General features: G+C 36.6%; 24 protein-coding genes. 1 reads left to right on the top strand and 23 read right to left on the bottom strand.

The features are described from left to right. Positions 1 to 185 precede the first annotated feature (185 nt). The 3 genes from AC0VZ8_RS11290 to AC0VZ8_RS11280 form a co-directional block, all read right to left on the bottom strand. Entirely contained in the window at positions 186 to 410 is a 225-nt protein-coding gene (locus tag AC0VZ8_RS11290) for a hypothetical protein (RefSeq protein WP_475486868.1), read from the bottom strand. Then, on the bottom strand, positions 400 to 939 hold the full coding sequence (locus AC0VZ8_RS11285) for a DUF3990 domain-containing protein (RefSeq protein WP_475487676.1): 540 nt from the start codon (positions 937 to 939) through the stop codon (positions 400 to 402). Before AC0VZ8_RS11285 ends, AC0VZ8_RS11290 begins: the two co-directional genes overlap by 11 nt. A 275-nt stretch (positions 940 to 1,214) precedes the next feature. Next, positions 1,215 to 1,520 (bottom strand): hypothetical protein, encoded by a 306-nt coding sequence (locus tag AC0VZ8_RS11280; RefSeq protein ID WP_475486867.1) that lies wholly within the window; start codon positions 1,518 to 1,520, stop codon positions 1,215 to 1,217. 41 nt (positions 1,521 to 1,561) lie between these two features. On the opposite strand from AC0VZ8_RS11280, the gene AC0VZ8_RS11275 reads away from it, so the two are divergent. Continuing rightward, the gene (locus AC0VZ8_RS11275) at positions 1,562 to 2,284 is read left to right on the top strand and encodes a stalk domain-containing protein (RefSeq protein ID WP_475486866.1); all 723 of its coding nucleotides are present in this window, start codon (positions 1,562 to 1,564) and stop codon (positions 2,282 to 2,284) included. Positions 2,285 to 2,316: 32 nt separating this feature from the next. Here AC0VZ8_RS11275 and AC0VZ8_RS11270 read toward each other — a convergent pair whose 3' ends face one another. From AC0VZ8_RS11270 to AC0VZ8_RS11175, 20 genes are all read right to left on the bottom strand, one after another. After that, entirely contained in the window at positions 2,317 to 5,052 is a 2,736-nt protein-coding gene (locus tag AC0VZ8_RS11270) for a phage tail protein (protein ID WP_475486865.1), read from the bottom strand. Between the two features lie 11 nt (positions 5,053 to 5,063). Next, the gene (locus AC0VZ8_RS11265; protein ID WP_475486864.1) at positions 5,064 to 5,843 is read right to left on the bottom strand and encodes a hypothetical protein; all 780 of its coding nucleotides are present in this window, start codon (positions 5,841 to 5,843) and stop codon (positions 5,064 to 5,066) included. Between the two features lie 35 nt (positions 5,844 to 5,878). Next, positions 5,879 to 10,717, bottom strand: coding sequence for a transglycosylase SLT domain-containing protein (locus AC0VZ8_RS11260; RefSeq protein ID WP_475486863.1), 4,839 nt, complete (start codon positions 10,715 to 10,717; stop codon positions 5,879 to 5,881). Between the two features lie 275 nt (positions 10,718 to 10,992). Beyond that, positions 10,993 to 12,648: a phage tail tape measure protein gene (locus AC0VZ8_RS11255; protein WP_475486862.1), complete on the bottom strand. Its 1,656-nt coding sequence runs from the start codon at positions 12,646 to 12,648 to the stop codon at positions 10,993 to 10,995. A gap of 141 nt (positions 12,649 to 12,789) precedes the next feature. Beyond that, positions 12,790 to 14,400 (bottom strand): hypothetical protein, encoded by a 1,611-nt coding sequence (locus AC0VZ8_RS11250; protein ID WP_475486861.1) that lies wholly within the window; start codon positions 14,398 to 14,400, stop codon positions 12,790 to 12,792. Further along, positions 14,401 to 14,784 carry a hypothetical protein gene (locus AC0VZ8_RS11245; protein ID WP_475486860.1) on the bottom strand — a complete coding sequence of 128 codons (384 nt, stop codon included), beginning with the start codon at positions 14,782 to 14,784 and terminating at the stop codon, positions 14,401 to 14,403. A 5-nt stretch (positions 14,785 to 14,789) separates the two neighbouring features. Continuing rightward, positions 14,790 to 15,068, bottom strand: a complete 279-nt coding sequence (locus AC0VZ8_RS11240; protein WP_475486859.1) for a hypothetical protein — start codon at positions 15,066 to 15,068, stop codon at positions 14,790 to 14,792. Positions 15,069 to 15,170: 102 nt separating this feature from the next. Beyond that, a complete protein-coding gene (locus AC0VZ8_RS11235; RefSeq protein WP_475486858.1) occupies positions 15,171 to 15,623 on the bottom strand; it encodes a hypothetical protein in 453 nt (150 codons plus the stop codon). Continuing rightward, complete coding sequence (locus AC0VZ8_RS11230) at positions 15,562 to 16,089, bottom strand: hypothetical protein (protein ID WP_475486857.1); 528 nt, start codon at positions 16,087 to 16,089, stop codon at positions 15,562 to 15,564. Before AC0VZ8_RS11230 ends, AC0VZ8_RS11235 begins: the two co-directional genes overlap by 62 nt. A gap of 130 nt (positions 16,090 to 16,219) precedes the next feature. Next, positions 16,220 to 16,972 carry a hypothetical protein gene (locus AC0VZ8_RS11225; RefSeq protein ID WP_475486856.1) on the bottom strand — a complete coding sequence of 251 codons (753 nt, stop codon included), beginning with the start codon at positions 16,970 to 16,972 and terminating at the stop codon, positions 16,220 to 16,222. A 49-nt stretch (positions 16,973 to 17,021) separates the two neighbouring features. Then, positions 17,022 to 17,753, bottom strand: a complete 732-nt coding sequence (locus AC0VZ8_RS11220) for a hypothetical protein (RefSeq protein ID WP_475486855.1) — start codon at positions 17,751 to 17,753, stop codon at positions 17,022 to 17,024. Continuing rightward, on the bottom strand, positions 17,754 to 18,227 hold the full coding sequence (locus AC0VZ8_RS11215) for a hypothetical protein (protein ID WP_475486854.1): 474 nt from the start codon (positions 18,225 to 18,227) through the stop codon (positions 17,754 to 17,756). 12 nt (positions 18,228 to 18,239) lie between these two features. Further along, entirely contained in the window at positions 18,240 to 19,427 is a 1,188-nt protein-coding gene (locus AC0VZ8_RS11210) for an Ig-like domain-containing protein (protein WP_475484911.1), read from the bottom strand. After that, positions 19,424 to 19,837 carry a hypothetical protein gene (locus AC0VZ8_RS11205; RefSeq protein ID WP_475484912.1) on the bottom strand — a complete coding sequence of 138 codons (414 nt, stop codon included), beginning with the start codon at positions 19,835 to 19,837 and terminating at the stop codon, positions 19,424 to 19,426. The genes AC0VZ8_RS11210 and AC0VZ8_RS11205 overlap by 4 nt, the downstream gene beginning before the upstream one ends. Positions 19,838 to 19,851: 14 nt before the next feature. Continuing rightward, entirely contained in the window at positions 19,852 to 20,373 is a 522-nt protein-coding gene (locus tag AC0VZ8_RS11200) for a hypothetical protein (RefSeq protein WP_475484913.1), read from the bottom strand. Positions 20,374 to 20,445: 72 nt separating this feature from the next. Then, positions 20,446 to 21,429 (bottom strand): hypothetical protein, encoded by a 984-nt coding sequence (locus AC0VZ8_RS11195; RefSeq protein WP_475484914.1) that lies wholly within the window; start codon positions 21,427 to 21,429, stop codon positions 20,446 to 20,448. Positions 21,430 to 21,466: 37 nt separating this feature from the next. Further along, positions 21,467 to 21,931, bottom strand: coding sequence for a hypothetical protein (locus tag AC0VZ8_RS11190; protein WP_475484915.1), 465 nt, complete (start codon positions 21,929 to 21,931; stop codon positions 21,467 to 21,469). Between the two features lie 62 nt (positions 21,932 to 21,993). Beyond that, on the bottom strand, positions 21,994 to 22,542 hold the full coding sequence (locus tag AC0VZ8_RS11185; RefSeq protein WP_475486853.1) for a hypothetical protein: 549 nt from the start codon (positions 22,540 to 22,542) through the stop codon (positions 21,994 to 21,996). A 29-nt stretch (positions 22,543 to 22,571) separates the two neighbouring features. Then, the gene (locus AC0VZ8_RS11180; protein WP_475486852.1) at positions 22,572 to 23,546 is read right to left on the bottom strand and encodes a hypothetical protein; all 975 of its coding nucleotides are present in this window, start codon (positions 23,544 to 23,546) and stop codon (positions 22,572 to 22,574) included. A gap of 12 nt (positions 23,547 to 23,558) precedes the next feature. Next, on the bottom strand, positions 23,559 to 25,055 hold the full coding sequence (locus AC0VZ8_RS11175; protein ID WP_475486851.1) for a hypothetical protein: 1,497 nt from the start codon (positions 25,053 to 25,055) through the stop codon (positions 23,559 to 23,561).

Below are 25,055 nucleotides of genomic sequence, written 5' to 3'. Positions count from 1 at the left end.
TTGCTTTAAAACGGTTAATTTTTTTATTAGAAAATATACCCTGTACTTTCTTTTGTTAATGTAGTCATCAGCGTTCACTCCTCTCCAGTATCATCTAGAAAATTAAGAAAAGCCCCAGGTGTGGGACTTTTTCTCACAAATATTAAGTTGGCAATTAAGCCTACAACTACTCGTCACTTATTCCCTTACAGTACAACTGCCTTCATTCTTGTTTGCTTTGAGATGGAAATAGCCCATGAGCTTGGAGATTCGTGATGCACTTGTTCAGGCATAGTCTGTAAGAGTTTCATGAAATTTGATTTCTTAATTAATCGATTCGCTTCGATTTCGCTTAAACCAAATTTAACATCCATCTCTTTAACAATTTCACCTATTAGCCAGTGATCTGCCATATCCAATTTAAAAGCCATATTTACCACCTCTTTTTCTAATGGGTTGATCTATAATTATGTATTCTTTATACGTAAGTGCAGTGTTAACAAAATCTTCATCCACATGGAACGACAGTTGATCGTAATCCGCTGAGTATGGAGTAATTCCTTTAAAAAAGACTCCATCTCTTTCATAGCCGTTAATGAGTTGGTCAACGGTTATTTCACCTTTAGAGAACTGTTTACATAAGATTCCGATAAACTTTCCATCAGCTAAAGAACCATATGTCCATTTGTATTGCTGCTCAGAATCCTGAGTTCGTTGAATTCGATTGTAGACAATATATTCTGCCCAATCATTATCCTGGAACTGGAAAACTTTACGCTGCTCTTGACCAACAGTATACAGTAAAGTATTGTCCAATTCAAATGAAATTATTATCCCTCTGTTCTCTCGACTTAAAGCGCCATTTGAACTTCGCTCCCTTTCTTGTAGTAAAAGAGCTCTGTCATTAGCTTGATTAAAACTTGTTGTCGTGTAAAATCCTTTGCCAAAATCTAAATCTATTTTGAATAGCTTTTAAGTGTTTTAGAAGTGTGGCGTGATATACAATTTTAGGGAATCTATGATAATCAGACATCTACTATTCTCCAATGTTTCGAATTAATCCACTCTAACTTCTATTACACTAGGATCTATCTCTATTATACGACAAATAGGAACATATTCCCACAGAACATATGTTTTTAATTACAGAGAACTAATATATCAGCTTATGGAAAATGGTGGAGAAGTCTAACCAAAATCAGGTATAATAACCGATATACATAGTAAGTATCTTTTTACACAATACTTAGATTTCGCATTACTAATTCGTAAGTTGAATATAAATATTCATTCACATCTTTACTGTCCTTAGGGAATGCTATTGTACCCATGAATTCGTACTTTTCTTCGGCTAGTTCAAGTCCTATAAAATAATACTTGTGCGTTGAACTAACTTCTTGTGCGAATAGTTCTAAAACACCGATTTTAAAAAGATCGTTTTGTAAGTCAGATGGGAAAGAGAAATGAATAGTTGGCTTATTCAAAAGTAAATAGGACATATTCTTCCTGACCCATTCCATCAATTTTGTTTCTAAGTCCATTTTTATACACCATGCTTTCTATATAAAGGAGGATAATCTTAATGAAAAAATCAATGTATTTATTGTCTGGTGTTGTGTTAGGAGTTGCCATTGCTAGTTCCACTCCAGTTCTTGCAGCTACTGCAAAGTCAATCGCTGCAAAGATTAACAGTTCAGTTAGCGTTGCCGTAAATGGTGAAAAGGTCAAGTTAAATGCTCAACCGATCAATCACAACAATCTAAATTACTTGCCTGTCGGTGAGATTGGTAGAGCACTAGGGTTAAGTGTTAGTTATGATAAAAAAACAGATACTATTAACATTACTAACCCCTCCCAATCTCTTGGGAATGATCCATCAAGCCAACCTATTCAAGAAGTTCCTAGTAATCCTGGACATGAGGAAATCAAGGAAACTGTTCAGACAGTTAAACTTGGTGAGTCAATCACTAAAGATGGAATAACGATGACAATTGAGAAGATTGAGTATATGGAGGATGGGTTTAGAGTTAACTTCACATTGGTCAATAATTCAAATAAACTATTAACATCGTCCATTGCAGGTTTCTCATTTACAACAAACGATTCCTCCCTTAATACAAAAATTAATAGTAGCTATGGGTATAACCTTGATAAACAAGGAGGAGTAATGCCTGGAGAATCGGTAAAAGGGTACGTTTACACTGACAATATTAGCACTGACTACTCTCTAACAGATATTAGTTACTCTATAACAGTGGATAATGAAGTTAGTGACAAACCTTTTGGAGTATGGAAAATTGAATGATTCAAAGCCGAGGTTGCACACCTCGGCTGTTTTTATGCCCCAACAAAAGATTTAATATATACAGATGCATTTATACGTCCTAATTGAGAAGATGTGAGTTCAATAGTATGCCAGCCTGAAGTTGTAATCCATTGAGTAATATCAATATTTCTATCAGAGCCATATCGAGTACCATCTCTCATAATTCCATCAATGATAACTTGTACTCCTGTGGCATATGTGCTCTCGTATATGCCATAATCTATATCGTGTGTATGTGATGGGATATCAACCCAATGGCTATGATGAGGAACAGTGAATTGATGCTCATGATGAGGAATTTCGAAATTGTGAGTATGGCTAGGAACACTAAATGAATGGTAATGCTGTCCAGATGGAACCCATGTAACGTAACCTGCTCCCGAAACAGGGTATGTAGCTAAACGGGTTTCTTCTCTAATTCCGTGGTTGTGAGAACTACCACTATTCCAATACTCATTTCCAGTTGTATCGCTATGATAACCTCCGTTTAAAGAAGTCACCATTCTACCTCCTCCGCTTGCCGTACTAGTAGAAACTCCCCCACCACTTGATGAGGTAGTACTGGTTCCCCCACCGTAAGCGGCACCTTTGCTATATGCCCTGAATCTCTCCAATGAAAAACTAAGCTTAACTTTGTCTATACGAATTACATCATCGTCGATATAGAACTTTAATTTCAATGGGTGAGAAGAATCAACATTATCAGCTTCCTGTACAGTATCAGTTGAGAGAATGCCATTCTGATCAATTATTGTTTTTCCATTGTCGCCGTACATTGCTAGTCCGTAAATATTTGGTTTGTATTCTCCTAATTCAACACGAACCTTTTTATTTTTATCTCTTATAGTTAGAAGATTCCCCTCAATGGTAAAGGTTCCTAAATCATCAGAAATCAAGAGTTTATTGCCTAGCAGCAGTTTTCCAATTATTCTTTCTGCAACTACACCATCTGCCGTTACAGCTGTTTTCCATGTGTTGCCTCCATCAGAAGAAAGAGCAAGTTGACCATGTTGCAGAATTAATATTTTGTTCGGGCTATTGGGATCTCTTATAATGATTCCACGTCTTGAAATCTCTACATCCTCATTGACTCCTGCAATAATATCACGTTTTACAGCATTCCAGGTGTTGTTGATAATAGTAGTTACATCATCAACAGTAGCTTTAGCGTCATTCCATTTATATTTACTCATATCAACGGTGTTAGATGAGCCTATGACCTTATACAATTGCTTTATAAAGCGCTCTTCATCAGTAAGAAGATCTTCAGCGTTAGTAACTGTTACGTCAATTGTTGAAGCCTTATAATCAAAACTAATATCTGAGACATGTGCCTTTACATGTATTCCTAATTCATCGTGTTCAGCCGTTACAATATCACCAACATTTAATTTACCCACATTATGTTGTTCAGTTAAAATGTCATAGAAATTCACCAAACCAATCTGTACTACAATTTTAGGTTGGCGTATCTTTTCAAACTCTTTCTTGCCATAATCTAAAAGCTCTTGCGGATCAGTTATATTGCTTTCAGTTGCTTCTTTTTCTATGATAAACTGATTCAGTTCTTTTAGTTCATTAGCAGTGAGATTGTTCTCTATTTTCAGGATATTACCAAGATTCACAATCTGATTATCAACTGTTTTAATTTGTGAATTTACTGAATCGACTTCTTGTTGTTTAGAATTAATGGCTGACAACTTTGCATTCTTCTGATTAATTAAATCCTGTGTTGGCTGGCCTGTAGCATTTGCAGTAGCTAAATTATCTTCAATAATGTCTAACTCATTTTTAAGACGATTTAAATCAGTTACCTTAACTGCTAATTGTTCCTGTAGTGATGTCTTTTGATTGAGTAGGTTTTTATAAGTTGTCTGATGCTGTTCTGTTAATTTGCCGTATCGAATTAATGCCTTACAAAGTTCATCAGACATATAGTCACTATGACTGATGACATTACCATTTTGGTCTTGCTGAAATGGATACATAAAATAAGAGAAGTCTTGAATAAAGTTTGATCCTAATGGATTTACATCTTGAATTGACATTCCGTCTTTACCAAATAGTTTAAGACGTGTACAGAACTCATCCGTATTCAACTCTTGTGAAACGTTCTTCATTAGTTTTCCGTATTTCGTTTTGAATCCTTTGTTCACACCATATTGTTCTGGATCATAAAAGCTAATGGTACGATTAATAGTGTCCCATACAATTAAAGCATGAAAAGAAGTTGCTGCTTCATTAACTCCACCCAATACAGTTCCGTTAAAGTCAAAAGAGCGATATTTTAACTCAAACTGAGGATCTACATACCCCACATTCCAAATCGTATTTTTAAGTAAGTCGTGTACGATTTGAGTTAAAGTGTAGGATACCACACTATAATCTTTAATAAGTTTATCCCTTAGCTCATAACCTAGACCAAAACAGTTAATATCTATAGTGTCATTGTCCGACATAGATTTTTTAATACTATCAATAATATAATATTCTTTTTCAATGCCCTGTTCGAATCGAACAAGATATTTTTCCTTTACTATATCAACATGCTTATTCCGTTTGCGCTGATTGAAATCAGTCGTATACAGACCAAGAGAAAAACTAAGTTCACTATTATTTCCTCTACTCAACTTCCTCTTGTCATTATCCACCTCATACAACCTAGCGATAGTTGTTCGTTTTAAGTCAGGTTTACAGAGATAATATTTAGGTTTTTGAATAGCTTTTCTAAATTCCGTTTCTATCAATTATCATTCTCCTAACCATTATTTATATATTGATATTTAAACTTCAATTGGCAGTTTCCAAATACCCTCAGAAAATTTGTGCCGGAGGTTAGAGAGAGATATTCTCCAAATACATCGTCAAAGTGATAGGTTAATGGGATATCTGATTCAATGTCTTCTTTGTCTGAATCAATGACTATGGTTTCGTTGTGAAAGAGGTTGATGAGTCTAAATGTATTACCGCGATTAGAGTCATTGCGTATTGAAATTTCTCCATTGCCAACTTTGGTAACATATATGACTGGTTTGCATGTCAAGTTCCTTTTGTTTTCAATAATGACCTCTGTTCCGCTCGATGTGTTATTTGAGCAATCATACCAGTCAGTTTCATAGATAGGCGAGTATGTATTGGGACCAATACTTCGCATTTGAATCTGCACATACCCTCGCTTCAAACAGTTATGAAGGAGTTTCGTCTCACCTGTATAGATTACGTAATACCACTTTTCAAGGTTGTCTGAGAAGTAAAGTGGCTTATAGAATGATTGATTTCCTAGCCAATTTTCGACAGTCTGTATCTTATCGTCATCAAATGTATCCGTAAAGGCAAAAGTAAGGTTAAGTGTAAATGGTCTTCGTTCAACCTCAATAAAATAGGGGTTTTCTAAGCCACGGATAGAGACTTCCTTGATGCTCTGTTCAGGCATAAACATTTCTTCCTGCATTCCCGATTGCATATTAACATTAATAAGTCCCATTTCATCGCTACGAATCCCGTCATACACAAAATAGAGGCTTTCAGCAATTGTCATTTCATAAATTCACCTCACAAGAAAAAGAAGAGAGCTTATTGTCGCTCTCCTCCAAGATTGTTTAATTTTGTTTTAATTGTAGTAAAGAAACTGTTTGCTCCAGCCTCATCACCATTAAGCTTTTCGATATGGATAGGCATATAAATTTCTGTAACTCCAGCCATCGCAGGTGTCTGTGATTTAGGCATGAGCAAATTAGCAGCCACACTCTTCAATTTATTAGCCATGCTACGAGCAATATCTACTGCAGTAATTAGATTAGCTGTATCCGATTTGTTGAGGATTAACTCTTTTTCATGAGCAAGAAGAAACTTACCGCTTTTACCCCAGGCAGGAGTCATTCCACCCGTTTCCGCAGACATTACAATGTCTTTAAGTTGATCGTATCTACCATCTTGGAAACCATACTGTTGGCGATATGCTTCATTTTTAGAACTCAATGATTTGATTTCGTCTTGTTTGGCTTTGATCGCATTAGTATCAGGTTGTTTGTTCCGCTGGAGTTGAATTACTTCTCGCGTCAAATCCTCAGCACGTTTCTTATTATTCAGATAGTCACTCCAGGCAGCCTGTTTTTGAGTGTCACCAACAGATGGAGGGTACTTTTGAACATTATCAAAATCATTGGTAAAACCATAGTTTAGATTTTCGAAAGCTTGACTGGTTTCAAATGCTTGTTGTTTGAGGAAATCAAAGAATTCGGAATAGCGACCTTTGATTTGATTAAGTTGACTTTCAACGATAGAAGCATCTTCACTCATAAGATTTTGCTTCATTTCATAGAAGTATTTCTCGTTTTCCAAGATATCATTGTAATATTGTTCTTTGGCTTTCTTCTCATTTTCAATGTTATCAATATTATGTTCGTGACTATTATCTTCAGCTTTCTTTTCTTGTTCTAGCTGGTCACGCTTGGCATCCAATTGGTCGTTTAGGTTTTGCTTCCGAAGTTCTCTTTCTCGATCTTGTCTAAACTTAAATATTTCATCTTCTTTAGCAGATAATTGATCTTCAAGCTCTTTCTTTCTAGCCCTACCCTCGATTGAATCATCTAGAGCCAATTTATTGATATCATCTTGCAATTTTTGCTGCTCTTTTAACTTATTATTTAATTCAGTATTGTAATCATCTTCAGAATATTGACGATCTAAAGACTCCAATTGAGCAGCAATAACATCCTCAAAAAGTTTCAACTCTTTATTTAAGTTGTTAACTCTTTGCTCGTGGCGCTTATTCTCGGCATCAGTCTGTTCTTGATATGCTTTAAGAGCAAGTTCTTTTTCTTTCTCAAGCATTCTTTTGTAATTGTCAATTATCTTATCTGCGGCTTCTTCTCTTTGTCTTACGATTGTCTCATTTATCGATTTAATTGCAGCGTTATAATTCCACCATTCCTGGGATAGTTCCTGCAATCTCAAAGTAAGCTTTTCTTTATCAGCAATAGTTAATTTATCTTTCTTTAACTGTTCTCGGATGGCATCTGCTTCTTTACTGGCTAACTGTTGCTGCTCTTTTAATAAAGGAATCTGACTCAATAATTCCTTGTTGTATTTTTCAGTTCCCTCGGTAAGACTTGAAAGTTTTGCATTAGAGAAGGCAATCTTCGAGTCAATTTCATTTCTCTTTTGAGAAATTTCATCCATAGAACTAATAAAGACATTATAAGTTTTTTCTTTTTTCTCAGCCTCTAACTCAAGCCACTTAAGACTGTTCTGTTCCGTCAACTTATCAAATTCACCAGAGGTGATTTGTTTATCTTTAACAAGTTTTCTAAGTTTCTCGTTTTGGTTATGTAACTCATCTTGCTCTTTGGTTAGATAGCTAATCTGAGACATTTCTTCTTTACGCCATTCTTTTGATGTCTCCGAATACTTGGATTGCTTATTCTCAGATTTTGAGATGCTGCTTTCGAACTTTTCTATTTTGTTGTTGGATTCAAGTACTACATCATTTATGAAATCAATAGTCTTACTATAGATAGTGCTTTCCAGAGTACTAACAGTATTGATTGCATTATTCTTAGCTTCATCAAGTTCACTCTGTGAAGGAAGTGTTATTTTGTTTTTCGCTGATCCACCCGTAGAAACTGAAGGAGTAGAGGTTACAGAAGAGGTAGTTACTGCACCACCAACGGCATTGTAATTAGCCAACACTTTTGGAGCATACTCTCTTGTTTCCCGGTATGGAATGTTGCTAATCTGTCCACTCTTGATCCATTTGTCAACATTACCTTCTCCAGCATTGTAAGCATATAAAGCGAGTTCGATATCGCCATTATATTTTTTTACCAGTCTGGCAAAATGAGATGTTCCACCTTTAATATTTTGCTCTGGATCGAAACTATTCTTAACACCCAGCCCTTTTGCCGTTCCTGGCATGAGTTGCATTAAACCTCTTGCTCCAGCAGATGAGACTGCATTAGGATTAAAAGTGCTTTCTGTTTGAATAATCGCAGCGATTAGTTTTGGATCTACACCATACTGTGAAGCATATTTATTAATTAATGACGCATAGTTACCAGATACATTAGATGGTGCAGAGGAGGTAACTGTTCCTGCATACCCTGTAGAAGCAGCACTCTTTGAAGTGGTGGTAACTTTGGTAGATACCAATTTTTCCGGATTCTTAACTCCGTCCTCGTACAGTTTCTTCTGTTCTTTAAGAAGAGAAATCTCTTCCATTAATGATTTTCGATACTCTGCAGAACCCTTTCTGATCTTGCTTCTTTTGTTGTTAAGTTTATCAAGTTCTGTTTGGATTGCACGAAGTCGTTTTTGTGTTTCTGTTAGAATCTCATTGGTTTCCGAGTATGTGTCGTTGCTCTTTTCTTGTTCACGGTTGTTTTCTTCAGAGGTATAAGTTAAGTCCTTGGTTACAGCGTCAATTAAGCCTAATTTTTCTTCAAGTTTATTCAGTCCTGTTTCAGCTAAAGTAAACATTGAATCGGGCATAGGAATAAGATTCACTGAATTAGCCAGCTTCATTGCAGTAATGCTGGCCCTAGCTGTCTGTATAAATACCTTTGCTTTCTCTTTTTCGGTTTCTATAACAGCTATTTTCTCTTCTTTTTTAGCGGTAATGTATTCATATATCTCTTCTTTGCTCTTTCCAGCAACATCAATATAATCACCATACATTTCATTCATCTTTGAAATGGATTCAATCGAAAGGTGATTAGTATCCTTGAGTTCTTTTTGAGCTTTATTTAGGAATCCAATTTCTTCTTTAGCATCAGAAGCACTGTCTATTATTTCATTTAGCTTTGTTAAAGTTGAATTAATCTTAGAACTATCAGACATCTCGTTGTTTAATTCAACCATAGAATTCTTCAACGAAACAACTTGAGCATCAGTCAATCCCAATACTTGGATTAGTTCATTTAATCTAACTGTTTCCTCTTTAGTTTTACTTTCCTTACCAATTAACTCAGTAGCTTGTGCAAGACTCTGATACAGATTGACCAATTCTTCTGTATTGCTTAGTTTCTTCTTATCTATTCCATTGATGATGTCCCTAAAAATATCTCTAGTACTATCATTGACTTTAATATCACTGAATGAAAGAAGTGTTTCCGTCATTGAAACAATCTGCGACTTTAGTTCTTGAGTTTGGTTTGCTATCTTATTTTGAGTTTGTAGGATATTAATCTCTGCAGCAGTTTTGTATTTCTCTGTTGTTTCAATTACCTTATCCATACTTTCTTTACCAGGGATAGCTAACCATTTTAACCCCTCGTCTAAACTCTTCGCCTTGTCTTCTTCGAACTTCTTTAGCTTTTCATTAGCTTCCTCTATACCTTTCAGGGTTTCGTCAAAAGATTCCCTTCCAGTGTTAATTGTTTGTTGTCGTTGTAGCCTTGCTAGTTCTTTGGTGTATTCTATTTCGGATTGTATAGCTTCTTTGTTCTTTAGATGTTTGTTTCCCTTTTCGTCTATTCTGTCAACCAAATTTGGCATCAGTGCAGACAATTGTTCGATTACATCTCTGTATTTTTCCTCTTGAGCAGTATCGGAGAAAACAGAACCATTTTTTGTAGCATCATTCAATTCATTATATTGACCTATAAGCGAATAAATCGAATCACTATTTTGATTATAGGATTCGGCTATGACCTTATTTTGTTCCGCAACTGCTTTAAGAGCTTGTTCCTCTTCTTTGTGTTTAGATACAAGAGAAGAAATCCAGCCCGTCAGTAAAGTAATTGCCACAGATAGACCGAGAGTCACTGTAGTTTGAAGAGCTACAACAGCAAGTCTTGCGGCTACCACTGACCCAGTAAAGGCTTGTGTTGCTTGAGAAACTGCTCCCAAATTCACACCAAAAGCGGCAAGTGTCTTTGTTTGAATCCCTTTGTTGAATGATAATAAGGCTAAAGCAGCCACACCAACTGTTGTTCCAAGTAGACCAAAAGTATCGGTAACCTTAGAAAGAACGCCGATTAGTGCAGTACCTGAATCAATTAACGATTTGAGAGAATCAGATTCAATACTATCGCTCCAAAAAGCGTTTACAGCATTCTTAAACTGTGCGACTTTACCTTGCATGGACTCCAGATAAATCTCATTCTCTCTTGCCGCACTACCAAAGGAGTTCAAACCAGCCTCTAATGAATCTTGAGCGTCTTTCCAGTTGGAAATCATCGATGCAGCAATATTACCTTGGTGTTTACCTGCTACTAGCTCGACAAATTCAGCTTGTTGGAAATCTGAAAGACGATCCCAAACGGAAGCCAAGTCTTCAAAAATTTCATATGTACTTTTAAACGTATTGTCATTCTTTTTAAGAGTTAGGCCAACAGAAGCAAATTTAGCTTCAAGTGTAGGGATGAGATCGGAAAGATCCTCACCTTCCTCGCTAACACCTCTAATACGCATGGAAATTGTTTTTACAATTATACCCTGCCTTTCGGCATATTTAATTTAGGGTTTAGACTGTACCACTATCCTGTAATAAGGATACCCATTGGCAGTCGTTGAGACCTTCCCGTTTAAGGGCTGTGTCTGCGGATCATCCAATCCTTAATATTTTTACTTTACCAAAGACATTACTCTTTGCCGCCATATCATTTCTGATATGGTTTAGTAATTAAGGCTCTAAGGAACTTCCCGCATATTCTGGGTTATTCAATATACATTACTGTATAAGGGCACTAAATTAATGCATTACCTACTCTTGCTGGATCTTGAATAGTCGTATTTGCTGCTGTAATCATGGCAACTGATTGCTCGATTGTGTTCCCGGCACCACTTAAACTTGCCGCAGAACGTCTCATTGCTTCACCAATACCCTGGGAGCTGATTGCAAACTTATTACCAACTTCGTTATAAATATCAACGACTTTTGCTATGTTTTTACCTTGAACATCTACCTCAACACCGAAACCTTTGATAGTAGCAATTAAAGCCTGTGATGCCTTTTCTGCAGATTCAATGTCACCAACATTTTGATAAACCAGTGTTTCCTTAGCCAATGCTTTTGCTTCTTGAATCGTATATCCAAGTCGTGCCCATTCGGTTGTCGATTTGACCACATCTAGGGTTAATCCACCAATTGCATCTCCTATGCTTTGAGCATCCTGAATAAATTGACGGTATTCTTCTGCCGTATTATCTGTTACCTTTTGCAAGTTGGTCATTGCGGTATCTAAATCATAAATATATTGGATACCGTTTTGCATTGCTCTGAGCGGCGCGTAGAAGGCCGTGGCAGCTGCCATCCAGATCGGAAATCTAGACATGGCTGTTTTCATCGCTTCGCCAAAACCAATAGTATGACTCGTTGCAGTCTTCGCATTTGCAGCGACTTGTTTTAATTGTGTATTTAGTTGGTCAAATCTTGATTTAAAATCACCAATACTACCAGCTTGTTTAAGTTGACCAAGTTGGCCTTCAATCCCAACCAGTCCATTGTTTACACTAGAGTCTTTACTGTACCTTCGTTTAATATCTGCAATTTTCGTTTCAGTATCTGCTAGGGTCTTTTGATATTGTTGTTCACGTTTTGCGTTTTGTTGTAGGGCAAGATAATGCGTTTTTTCTAGAGCTTCTTTACGCTCCTTATCAGTTTTTAGTGCTTGGTAGTGAGCCTTATCAAGCGCCTCTAATTGTTTATAGTGGGCAGCTTGTTCTTTTTCGGTTCTATCCTGTAATGCTTTTCGAGTATTGTATTCCTCTTTTGCAATTTGCTCTCGTTGTTTATTGATTGCTTGTTCTTGAGCAACAGCTTCTTTTTGTCTCTTCAGAAAATCATTGATCTCGTCATACTTTCTAACATATCCATCTTGGTCAACGCGGACATTAAGCATGTCGCCATCGTCATTTTTATAGAATCTGTTATACCCAGTTATTTGCCCAGCTGAGTTCTTGCTGGCTTTCTGTTTAGTTAAGGTGTAATCAGACAATTCTCTTTCAAGTTGTTTAATGGTCTTACGCTGGCTTTCATATGCACTTGACTCCGATTGTATTAACTTCTTATTCGCATCATGAACAGTTTTAGTCCGATTGATTACTTCGCCATTTTTGAGAATCTGTTGCGTGGTTTTCTCTATGCTTCCATCAAGTTTCCGGTGTTCCGTAATTGTCTCTTGAACCACTTTGTTTTGTGTAGCCAAGGCAACATTGAGCTTGCTGGCTGAGTCGATAAACTTATTGATCGATTTAACGAAGCTTTCGTCAACGTTAATCTTGATATTAAGTTTTTGAAGAGAAGGGTGTTTAGCTAGAATTTTTAGTTGATCATTAATTGACTTGACGCTAGAACCCATATTCAACTCTGCTGATATGAGAATGGCTAATTTTTCTGACACGTTACAATCACTTCCTTTTAGATAATAAAAAAGAAGCGATCACAACATCGCTTCTGTAGTCATTTCATTATTTTGTTTTGACTAGTTCACAAAAAAGACCGCACCATAATTGATGCGATCTATTTCAAGAACTATTTGTTTTTATGAGTTAAAGAATAATAAATAGTTGTATATCATGTAGGCTATCCCTTTTGCTCCAGATGCGTTAGGGTGATGGTCTGTTGTCACCACTTCTGTTGCTGTCTGCGCCTCAGGAAACTGGAGAACTTGGTCAGTTGCATTATTTAATGAATAAACTGGATGGAAGTTCATATGGACTGGAACTAGATATATATTTTCTGTCTCTTTACCGTCAAACTTTGAAATATAACTTTGATTTTGGCTTTCTCTTGTTGTTTGTGTCTCTATTGTATTCTTCTGCACCCAGGAGTTAGGCGATGCAGGGGGTATCATGCAGACAAATATTTTAACTGTAGGTAAGGACGCTTTTATATTGGCTATCATTTGCACAATATGGCTTCCGTCCCCACCATTCATACCGAGAAAGAAGATAACGTTAGTTATGCCAGTTAGCGAGTTTGTAGAAAGATACTGAGCGAAATCAAAAGCACCACCGAAAACGAACGGTGAAGTCGCATCCGTTCTGAACTTAGATTCTGACCAACCAGCTCTGGCTTCTGATGCATGTCCATAGCTCTGCTTCGTGCCTTTCCAGGTTATTGTGTTGGTGTCAGCCTGAGCAAATTGATCCATGTAAGTCATGACGCCCTCGCCCCAAGCCGTATCGATATAACTGTCTCCGATCATAAGGGTACTGATATCTTTTCCAGTTCCTGCTGCCTTGGCGGTTACGTCAATATCCTTACTCATTACCGCCGCCCCTTTTGAAAAGTCCATTAAAGAAAACGTAAGTTTGTAATCTACATTTGCGGTGACTTTACCCCGGTTTGTACCATCCGCATATTGTACATTTCCATTGTTTGTTGCCGTAAGGCGCATTTTCACAGAATGTCCTAGCATGTGTCGTCGCTCAACTACTGAATCAGCATATAGCCACATCGTCCTTCCTGTAGGGAAGTACAGTTTATTAGGTAGCAGGATTGCAGGTTTGTACACGGCACTAACGTCCTCTAAAGGTTTACGCATAACCCACGCGCTCGGCGCTAACATTTTGAGTTTATAATTAGCGGATCTCCAAGAAGCGCCTCCCCCTGATGTTACGGCATCAATGCTTTTACCGCTGTCGATGAACCTAACAGACGAGTCCAAAAGGTTAGGATCAGCTTGGCTCGATGCTAAGTATATACCGCCTGCCAACACTCCGAACGCCTTTTGCGCTGCGTCACAGTATCCAAAGACTACCGTAATATCGTCATTGAGATTATGCGTCTCATTTAACGCAAAAGTATACTCTCTTACACCCACATATCTAACGAGATGCTTTTCGCTCTTGGCGGTTTTCGCGTTTTTAACGATACAAAAGGCATACGCAAGAGGAGTAGTCCCTATACTACGTCCAGGAAATGAGAATATATTGAATGCCTTGTCCTGAGGCTTGAATTTAATAGAGATGACCGAGATGTTAGTGTGGTTCTGATCAAGCGGTGCAAGGTTCTCCATCACGCTGCTTTCGGGCACATTATCCAGTTCTATGCCGTCTACCGCGTTAAACTGTGGTACTCGTGGTTTTAGTTCGCTAACCTCATTTTGGCTTTTAATTGCTATTGCTCTTGCATTTCTATCCACGCTCACCTAACCCACCGCCTTCCCCTTAACCGTAACGTTGCCGCCTGTTACTGCCCCGATCCTCGCACGGAACGAATATCCTGCAGGTACTTCAACCTGCCAGCTCTCAGGAGAACTATTACTTCCTCCTGTGGTTTGTGATCCATATTTGGTTGGGTCGGAAACATTGAAAACTATACAAGGTACATAGACACCGCTTGGTCCCGCAATTTCGAATGTGGTCGTTCGACTTGTACTAGTTCCCATAATTTCAAAAGTAAGTGTATAGTTACCATCTGTTGGAGCGAATGATGTTCCATTCCCTGCAGCAGTTACTGTGTTCTGAAGGATTACATCTAAAGGTTTGCTGGATAATTGTACTTTTTGAACTGTTCTTAATTCATTATTCATATCTATCACGCACCATACTTTCCAGCCCACTTAAAGCTGATTCCTGGCTCAACGATTACAACAGATTTAATTTGAATATCATTCTCATCAATTTGAAAACCTTGATCGACATCGAGCACATTCTTATCTTTGCCATTAACAATTACAGTACATGGCTGAGTGTTAAGAAAAGAAAACTCATAATATTTCCCTCTAGGATTACTCCAATTTGAGTCAATAATTGGCAGCACTTCTTGATTTGCTGTCGATACCCCTTTGTCACTTCTAATACCTAAACTAATCATTGTTTCGCTTTCACTCCTATGTTTATATTTATTTAAAGCGGTGAAATACACAGGAGTTTTTACATGATGTTATCACCACCACTTATACTAAGGATTCATTATCTACTTCACTTTCACATCAAGCCCTTGCAGTTTTAATCCTCTATACATTGAAGCAATGTGCTCATTAGTGTTTCTCAACTCTTCTCTCGTTGCTTCAATAAAGTCACGAGGGATACCGTTATAAGGAAAATCATAATCATAGCCTTCACCAGTGATTACAATTTCAGCAACATTTCGTCCATCATCTGACCTAATGTTTTCAACTGAAAGTGTTGTGTTATTCAACATTTTCACTTCCATATTTTCTTCATCGAGTAAACCACCATGTTCACGTAGTCTTTCGTACCCACCATCCTCGACAGGAACTGGAGTATAAACACCATATACTCTATCTTCAATTTTTTCTTTCATTACTCGCTTAACCGTGGGAGCAACATTCTGCCTGAGCGCTTTACTGAGGAACTTTTGTTGAAGCACCTTCTCCAGTTCCTTTATACTCTTGACTGTTGTCATCTTGGCTTTCCCCTTCAGATAGAGTCGATGATAGCGCATATTCACCAAGAATCTCACCGACTCGTTTACTATTTGTTTCTAATTTTGAATACACTTTCTTGATTTCTGTTTCATTAAATGCGGCGATTACTTCGCTCATAATTCCAGTATCATAAAGAACCTTGGCTACTTTAATAATCTCTTTCAAGTCTCTGTTTGCTGGAATCATAGGGACATCTGAGAACTCACGGAGAATTAATGTATGTAGAATTGCACCTGTACCAAGAATAAAGTCTTCATCAATGTCTCCGTTCTTACTTGCTTCTTCAAACAGTGTTAAATAGTCAAAGACCACTTTGTCTATTTCAGAATCTCTGAAATTCTGATTAATATTAACCTCGTACTCATTCAAAATGGTGATCTTTTTCTTAGTATCAAGTGACTTATTAGCTTTGTTGATTGCTGAAATCGATAATTTTTTTGTCATATTAATATCTCCCTTATATTATTTAAGACATTTTCAACAGCATACTTTTAAAAAAGCTTGCTCTATAAAATGTCTTATTGAAAATTAATATAGAGACAAGTAATTAATACCTGTCTCTATATATTTATTTTTAATCTTCTTCTAGAACGTCGATAATGACCATGGCGGTAGACTTGGAATCTTTCAGTACTTCTGCATTAAATGTAAAAGGCTGAGGATCTCCACTAGAAGCCATACCGATAGTAAAGCCAGGCAAGATTTTCAGTTTTGGAATTGTGTAAAGAGCTTCCACATCATATCCCTGCTCGGTTCTCCACATTGTTGTACCTTCAAGGAGATATGTACCTGGGAAAACGTCAGCGGAAATAGTCATACTTTTAGCAGTAGCAGTGGAATCATAGTAATAATCAGCAATAATAAGGTCTCCAGCAACAACACCGCTTGGAGCAGCGAATACAGCCTCACTTCCAGTAACAGTTGGAGTCAACTTTTCACCAATAGAAGTACCATCTTTAGTTTTGAAGAAGAATGCTGGTTTTCCAGTAGCTGGTGGTTTGGACAATGTTACAATCAAATTACCTGCATCATCGACTACGGTCAGCACTTCTTTCTTATGTACTTTCTTTACACCAGCAGTAAACTTAGAACCAGTAAGGACACCAAGGGATTCCTTGGAAATGAGCGCATCTTCCATGTTCATTGTAATATCTTTCTCAGAATCCCATCCAATCAGTTTGGGATGTCCTTTGCCCCCGCGAGCATATACAGTTGCACCAGCAATTTCCATAGAACTTGTAGTCAGTGATTCAAGATAAACCTTAGGTTCCAATGTAACCGGATCTTTCAGAACTACATCCATAATCTCTCTAGAGCCATAACGCATAAATAAATTCCTCCAAATATAATATTTAAATTAAAAAAAGACGAGTTATTTAACTCATCTTAGAAATCCAATGTTTTAATTCGATGTTTTTGGAATCAGCACCATGAAGCAGCGCTTGTATGTTGACATTATATTCATCAATCATCTTCATTCGATTGAACTGATCATTAAATTGATAATAATTCAATGAAAAAATATTGAATATGCTAATCCCATTTCCATTTGAAGCTAAAATCGATATCAAATCCTGGAAAGTTAATTGGTTATTGTTATCCGAATCCTTTATCTTCTTTAGTTTCTTTTGTCTTTCAAGTATTCTCTCTCTTAGCTTTCTTGCTCTTTCATTTAATGGATTAAAGTCATCATCATCTCTATTAACTACACAATTCTGTATCTTTAATATCGCAGAAATACACTCTAATTCACTATATTCAAATAGAGCATCATTGATTTTCAAAGCAGAACCATCAGTAACAAGTTCAATATTGGTATCGATGAAGTATTCGAATGCTGAGAGATAATACATGAGAAATTCATGGTTCTGAGTTACTAACATAGCCTCTACTATAGATTGATTCAACAAATACCCATAATGATCTGTCTCGCTTAACTGTGGCAGAAGTTCTCTAACCGTGAGTGAAATCAAACTCAAATTTTCGTTAAATTTATCATAAGATCCTGCGATTTCATTAATCGTTTTGGGTCGAATAGTAATACCGCAATAATTATATGGTATGTTGGCTATTGTCTTTAGTTGAACATCGTTAACATTGATGTTCATTTAGTTAAACTCCCAGAGTTTATAGGCCACATACATTCCCATATACTGTTCATTAACATAGTACTCATCCATTTTGTAGAATTCCGTCTTACCTATCCCAAGTCCTCTTTGTTCATTCATTAGTTTATCAATTTCGGAGATAATGAAGTCATATCTGAGGAAACCATGCTCAGTTCTAATTAAATTGACATGTGTGAACGCATGGAGATAGACAGTTCCACTCTTGAAGCCATTGTTTACCTTCTTAAAGTCCCTGAACGCCATAGTGATGTAGGTTTTACCCGTTTCAGACAATGCAGGTATACGACTAAAGGGGAAGATGTTGTTATAAAACAAATCACCTGTGTCCTCTATATCCGGTTGCTCAAGAAAATTAGGTTCATTATAATATAGGGCTTTGCAAAGGTCGGCTGAATCAGCGAGTCGGTACATGATGGTTGTTTTATCATCACCTAAGTTTTGTAATCTTGACAATCGCCTCCCTCCTTATAATGCAGATTTGATTTGTAATGATTTCTCGGCTTTAATTATTCCAGTTGGATCGGAAACATGAAGAATAACAGTTCCTAATGCGTCTCCTCGCACAGTACAAGTATTGTTGGATTGCTGTGTTATTGTAGCTGCTGAGGTCGGATTGCCATTTACATCTGTCAATCTAAACGCTCCACTCATATCAATAGGCGATCCATTATCATAAAATGTACACGAATACACTTTAGTTCTTGCTCTGTATACTGTGCTATCACCTGCAATGATGACTGAGTAATTGTTAACTGGAACTTGTGATACTGTTACATCGATATTTATACTGACATTCTTGTAGACAACAGCAATTACTGCAGTACCCTCATTTATTGCTTCAATCACTCCACTAGTGTCAACACTGCATACATCATTATCAGACGAGATATAAGTTAAATCTGGTGATACAATCTCTGTTCCATTGTTTAACACCTTAACATCAAGCATCAGAGTGTCTGAGACATTCATTGATACACTGGATGGATTCACTAAGATAGAGTAATTTGGCTTTACATAATCAGCTATTCGAAGATCCATATTGTCTTTTACTGTGTCAATAATATCCGACTCTAAGATTATTTCTATCAAAGGATTTAACCGATTTATGGAGACAACCTTCCAGGCAGCATCATCGAATATAAACCTCTGCCCAACTTTAATCTCCTTGCTTTCAATGGATGAATGGATAGCAATGTTCCTTCTGTCATTGAGAAGGGAAATAACCTTGCCCTCATCGACTCCAAAGTTAGATAGATTATCGGAGTTGAAGATAAATGGATATTCAAGAAGTTCACCATTGGGGTTTTGCCATTTGAGGCTCGATACAGCAAGTCGTAACTTTCCACTCTTATAGATTTCTCCAATTTCATCGTAATGAGAAACCATCCAATATTGACCATTCCAGAAGAATGAATCTCCCACAAATAGATCCTCGTCTATTTTTGCAACAAAAGCTTTCATTTCTTGGTTATCACTATCATCGGTGATGATAACATCAATAGTCTTATTAGAATCGTACTTAGTTACATTGAAATAATTAGGAGAATCGTACATAAGTTCAGATAATTTATTCTTTGTTTCATGGATTCTAATATTTCTAATACTATCCCCATAAAAAGTGTCACGTCTAAGATACTTATCTTTATAACTCATCGAAGTTTCCTTAAATCACCATTATTATAGGTGTAATCTAATATTAACTTGTTGACTTCGCTCCTCTTAATTTCTCTTAAATCGAGTAATTGTCTTAAATGAGCAGCTTGTGAGGTCATAGAAAAATCTTTTGTAGACATGAACTGTTTAAGGTTTTCAATGGAGATGATTAGAGGGTTTAGATATTCTACAACCATCAAAGTTCCCAAGATTAGCAGGTCTTCATCGGTTAAATCTTCCATGAACCCGTTTGTATCTCGATTCGATAGATCGCTCTTACACTTTCTGAATCTAGGAATACTATTAAGCAAATATCGATACTTTAACTCATCATTACTATCCTGATCCATAAAAACTGGGTCAGAAATTTGACTTAAGAACACGTCATAAACTTCATCAAAAGTAGTCACTAGCAACACCCCAACTATTTATTAGGGTCTAGTTTTTGTCCTAAACCTTCTTCAATCGCATTGATAATATGAATATCTCTTAGTTTACCCGTAAGATATTTATCCTTAGCCATCTCATACATTAGCACTTTTGCATTTACAGACGCATCTGCAATAGTCTGATTAATTTGATCTACATCAAGCGTAAACATGTACTCAATGTCATCACGATCGATTGCATTCTTCTGAAAGCGCTGAAGATTGAGATATTCAACAACTTCATCATCTAATACTTTAATCCAACCCTTTTCAAGAAATGCACGATTGGAAGAGAGCATGGCACGAAGTTCACTAAGCTCCATTACATCTTCGTCACCATATTGACTGAATTTCCATACTTGACCTGAACGTCCACCCTTATAAATCAATGTTCCATCAACATTACTAACAATAGGAACTAGCATATTTTCATCTAGCTTTTTTCTAACTTTTCTTTCTGGTTGCTTTGTTTCTTCTTTGTCTGTTTTCTTTTTATTATTGCTCATTGATTTAGCCAAAAACGTAATCTCCCTTCAAAGTAGTAAAGAAGAAGAGCAATAAACCCTTCTTCTTATGTTTCTTTAATTAACTTATACGAGAATATAAACTCCGTAATTAGAAGCGCGCTCAACGCCTACACCATACTTCTTACGAAGAGTGTACTCCTGAGTGTCGTCTGCATTTGTTTGACCAAGAACCTCTTTAATCATAGATTCGCCTTCCATAACGAATTTCACAATTTTTTCATTACCATTCGGAAGAATGAGCAAGAAGTTATTGTCAATAGCAAACTCATCAGTACCAATTTTGTGTGCTTGAGGAATAATACCGAAAGTGATACCATCAACCATTTTAAAGTATCCGTTTTGATTGCGTTCTTTCTTCATGTCATCGGAAACATACTGAGGAACTGCTTTTTGAACAGCAAGACGAGTACCAATAACCATTGGTGTCATACCTGTTTTAGCACGAATATGCTCTACAAGCTCATTGAATTCATCGGCATCAAAAGCACCAGTAACTTTGTATGGAGAAGTCAGGCCATTGTAAGCTGCTTTAACAGCCGTGAAAATATCATTCGTAATTTCGTTCTGGAATGAACGCTCTACTCTATTAATCAATTCAACCCAATCAACCCGACCAGCAAGGAAACGTTCGAGTTCTTCATAAATCTTAACTCCATTCCACTCAGTATCGATTTGATAGGTTTCATGTTGATGAATCCGTTGACGACGAAGGTTATTTGTACCACCAGCAATTTTTGCTACTTCAAACAACTCATCGGTTTCAGGACGGAACTGAAGTTTGTCACCGAATGCTACGCTACGATAATCAACAAACTGATCAAATTGATTTTTGATTCCTTCTTCAACACGCAAATCTACTACTTCCTCAATAATCTCAAAAACTTCATTTTTATTTCTACGGAACTTTTTAGCGTTAAACTTTCCATCAGTTCCAGTTAGTTTGTTAAGAGCCTCACGCAACTTTTCGTTTGCCTCTTCTGTGGAATAATTAGCAACAGAACCTTTTGCAAGGTCTGTAGCCAGATCAATAAGAATATTACGTTCCATAATAATGTGTATCCTCCTAGTATTTTAAATATATTTATTAAACAGTTAGAACTTTAAACGCTGTTGCAGGTTGTCCATAGAGTCTGCCTTTTTCAATTACTTGGGCAGCAAAACGGGTTCCACCAGATAAGTCAGCAGCCGGAACCAGCTTTGTCTTTCCGTTTTCTGGGACCAGATATTGATTAACAACAGAGGTTCCATCAATCACGTCATCAGTAACTGTGATGATGTCTCCTTCCGTATGATGATAGGCACGAGCCGGTTTTCCAGCCTTATTAACGAAGTCGAGAAGATTTTTTTCTTTTTCGTATACAACTTCAGGGGAAGCTACAATCAAAATTTCTTCTTTTGTAACATCAGTAGGAGCAGACGCCTGAACTGTTTCTCTTCCCACGTGTGAACCTAGTACACCAATTTCACCGTTTTGTACATCTTTGTCAAATACAACACTCTCGATATTGCCTGCATAAGTAGCTTGCAATTTATCTGTGCGAATAGCCATTAATATAATCCTCCTTAGAATTTAAGCAAAATAAAAACACACTTTTGGTGTGTTGAATTAATTTAGTTATTAAATAGAACATCATACGATTTACCGGATTTCTTTTGTTTTGTTTCATCTGTATTTAAGTCGATAACTGCAGGTTGTTTCTCAAAACTAAATTTCGCCTTCTTTTTGCCAACTAGTGCAAATAGTTTATCTTGAAGTTCATCAAGCGAATATTCAGACTTTTTCTCTTTAACTTCTTTCATTTCTTCTTCGGTAAGCTCAGAAGAGAATGAGGTGAATAGTTCTGTTTCTTTAGTTTCGCGCTCTTCATTGAGTTTAGCTGAATACTGCTCTGAAACTTGAGTAAACTGCTCATTCAATTCATTGTATTTTTGTGTTTGACGAGAAATTTCACTATCTTTTTCAGTCAGTTTTAACTCATATTCAGAAGTGACTTTTTCTGTTGTCTTGGTTTGAATGTCGTCCGTAAACTTTTTGAAAAACTCAGTAGAGAAATTTGCTTCAGATTCTAATTCCATTGGAGCGTAGTTAACTTTAAATCTTTTAGCAGACTCTTTAGTAATATTAACTTTGTCTCCAGATAGAGAATAATCAAAGCCCACCAGATACCAATTCTCATAATCTTGAGTGACTACCTTATTATTTTCGGTATCACGTCTACAAGAGCATATCTCGGAAACTCGTAACCATAAAAATCTACCATTCCAAATGTATTAATTTCACGAGCAACCTCTTCGAAGAGTTGAGAGCCAGTCAATGCAAATTTTGTTTTAACTTGCGCTTCTAATTCCTCTAAAGAGAAGTCTTCGTGATTGATTCCCTTTGCTCGCAGATCATCAATAGTTAAACTGTATTGAGCAAGCATTTCAAGGATTTCATCCACCCTTTTTCCTCCTCGATGATAATTATGTTTATTTACATCATCCTCAAAAGAGGTTGATTTTTTAAATGAGAACTTCAATTCACTTACCATTTGATTAAATTCGGATTTAAACTTTTCTTTATCTAACTCGTAAGCAACAATAGAAGAACTCTCAAAGCAAGGCTCTACATGTCCGTCAGGATCACTTTCCTTATTGATTCCAAGAATACATAGAGCAGAGAAGACAAATTTTTGAATCTCATAAGTCTTTTGACCATCAATTGTTGTGTAATTTCCCTTTTGGATATCAATCTCCATTGATTGATTGAATTCCTGCCCAATGAGCATTCTGGCTTCTGGATATCGACCAGTCCAAAGGAAAGCATTGTCTACAACAAGATAATCATTCACTTCTCCGGTATCTTCGGTCACTGTTTCCCAGTATATTTCTGCGCTTTCCGGTATTAGGCCATAAGGAAAGGTTGTATTAACCCATTTAGGTTTATCCCCAGAAACATCAATTTCGCCGCCATGACCACCAAAGTTATCTGTATCTTTAAAATACTCTCCGATGATAGGAACATTATAGATTGAAGGAATTGCATTCATTATTGCTTCTTTGGAAATATAGTTATTATTCCGATTTAATCCTGCGTACAAAACTCTAATCTTGCACTTGGAAAAGAGGGGATTGATTGTTTCAATGTCTGTTAGTTTGACATTAAACTTTATGATATTATCCACTTAATCACCTCCTTACTCTGAATCATTACTATCTAAGTTTTTTGTTTGCATTCCTTTATCAGAAAGATCTGCTTCTTCTTTTTCTGGTGCTCCACCTTCATTAGTACTTGAATCTCCGGTATGCGAAGATTTAAGAGGTATGAGCTTGTCTGTCAATTGAAGTACTTCATTTTCTAAGTAAGCATTTAAATAAATTGCACTAGGCTGTGACCCTATGGTCGCCATAATTTCATTTTTAACAGGCATACCAAATTGAGCTTCTTTAAGCCTTGCTTCTCGATAACTGTTCGCATTATGCTCAGTGGTTTTAAGAATTCTTACTCGGAACTTATATTCCGCTGATTGTGTTTGTTTCAAATGTTCATTAATCCATCGCTCAATGTCTTTTACTAAAAAGAAGGCATCTGATTCGTCAACCACGATAGATGACTTTAATCCCGTACTAGAATTTGCACTTGAACCAAACAATAACTCAGACACACCAGCTTCTTTCCAATATTGGCTTGTTGCTTCACCAACCTTGTTTTTATCAACAGCATCTCGATCAAAGTTAATTGCTTCAATATCCATAGGGGAGGTCATTAAACCAACTTGTGGCGGCAGGTTTGATTCGATATTGTCATGAAATACCTGGGCAAAGTCCTTATCAATCAAGAATGAGTTAACAGAAGCATCCTTATCTGTCCTCATCGGAATCTTTTGAAACAGTAGTTTATAGTTCCCAATCTCTTCGTTGTTTTTGTTTAAGGCTTTGAAATCTGCAATGTCCAACAATCCTTCAAACAGCGAAACAAATGGAGGGATAGAATGTGCATCTAAGTTAGATTTAACACATATTGCAAATGGTGACTGAATTTTTTGAAGCTTGGGCTCATTTTTACCAGACTGTATTTTACGATAAATCTTCTGAAATTCTTCTGGATACATTTCAATCTTATTAGTTGTTTTGTTGATCGAAGAGAAATCAAAAGAATAGCCCAACAATCCAGTTGAAGGATCTACGAAAGAAAGTCTGCAATAATCAGGGTTTAGTTCTTGAATGTAAAATCCATTCTTAGTAACTCTTGCAAAACCGTAGAAAATACCATCTCTATATGCAACGAGTCTTGCTTTCGTGAATTCATGTTTGATATTCATCTTTTCAACATAATCAACATTGTTGTAGTATGTTTCTTTATATTTATCAATATCTAACTTTTCAGGATTTGTTCCATATCCCTCAACTACATAGTCAAGATTAAACAAAGTAGCATAGTAATTAATCAATCGTCTATATTGAGAAGACGTATAGTACAATTGTCTACTGATATTCCTCAGTTTCTTTTGATTCTCTACATTAGACATACCATTTAGATATTTTTTGATATCCTCTTTGGTGTAGTTTCCAATAACACGATTAGATGCTGTCTCTGTATTAAGATTAATGAGAGCGATACTCTTAAAAGTCTCAATCATTTGGTTTTTCATTTGCTGCTCATCAATTTGTTGTTGAGATATGACTTCGGTCAA

This window comes from Paenibacillus sp. QJM3NY_38, from assembly GCF_056173265.1.
Note: the sequence above shows the minus strand (reverse complement) of the source record. Positions and strands in the feature narration are given on the sequence as shown.

Excerpts from the sequence above, each read along its gene's own strand:
- AC0VZ8_RS11225 (WP_475486856.1), bottom strand. The coding sequence starts at position 16,972 with ATGCGTTATGGCTCTAGAGAGATTATGGATGTAGTTCTGAAAGATCCG.
- AC0VZ8_RS11190 (WP_475484915.1), bottom strand. The coding sequence starts at position 21,931 with ATGGCTATTCGCACAGATAAATTGCAAGCTACTTATGCAGGCAATATC.
- AC0VZ8_RS11290 (WP_475486868.1), bottom strand. The coding sequence starts at position 410 with ATGGCTTTTAAATTGGATATGGCAGATCACTGGCTAATAGGTGAAATT.
- AC0VZ8_RS11260 (WP_475486863.1), bottom strand. The coding sequence starts at position 10,717 with ATGCGTATTAGAGGTGTTAGCGAGGAAGGTGAGGATCTTTCCGATCTC.
- AC0VZ8_RS11280 (WP_475486867.1), bottom strand. The coding sequence starts at position 1,520 with ATGGACTTAGAAACAAAATTGATGGAATGGGTCAGGAAGAATATGTCC.
- AC0VZ8_RS11275 (WP_475486866.1), top strand. The coding sequence starts at position 1,562 with ATGAAAAAATCAATGTATTTATTGTCTGGTGTTGTGTTAGGAGTTGCC.
- AC0VZ8_RS11230 (WP_475486857.1), bottom strand. The coding sequence starts at position 16,089 with ATGACAAAAAAATTATCGATTTCAGCAATCAACAAAGCTAATAAGTCA.
- AC0VZ8_RS11265 (WP_475486864.1), bottom strand. The coding sequence starts at position 5,843 with ATGACAATTGCTGAAAGCCTCTATTTTGTGTATGACGGGATTCGTAGC.
- AC0VZ8_RS11235 (WP_475486858.1), bottom strand. The coding sequence starts at position 15,623 with ATGACAACAGTCAAGAGTATAAAGGAACTGGAGAAGGTGCTTCAACAA.
- AC0VZ8_RS11210 (WP_475484911.1), bottom strand. The coding sequence starts at position 19,427 with ATGAGTTATAAAGATAAGTATCTTAGACGTGACACTTTTTATGGGGAT.
- AC0VZ8_RS11245 (WP_475486860.1), bottom strand. The coding sequence starts at position 14,784 with ATGAATAATGAATTAAGAACAGTTCAAAAAGTACAATTATCCAGCAAA.
- AC0VZ8_RS11220 (WP_475486855.1), bottom strand. The coding sequence starts at position 17,753 with ATGAACATCAATGTTAACGATGTTCAACTAAAGACAATAGCCAACATA.
- AC0VZ8_RS11195 (WP_475484914.1), bottom strand. The coding sequence starts at position 21,429 with ATGGAACGTAATATTCTTATTGATCTGGCTACAGACCTTGCAAAAGGT.
- AC0VZ8_RS11240 (WP_475486859.1), bottom strand. The coding sequence starts at position 15,068 with ATGATTAGTTTAGGTATTAGAAGTGACAAAGGGGTATCGACAGCAAAT.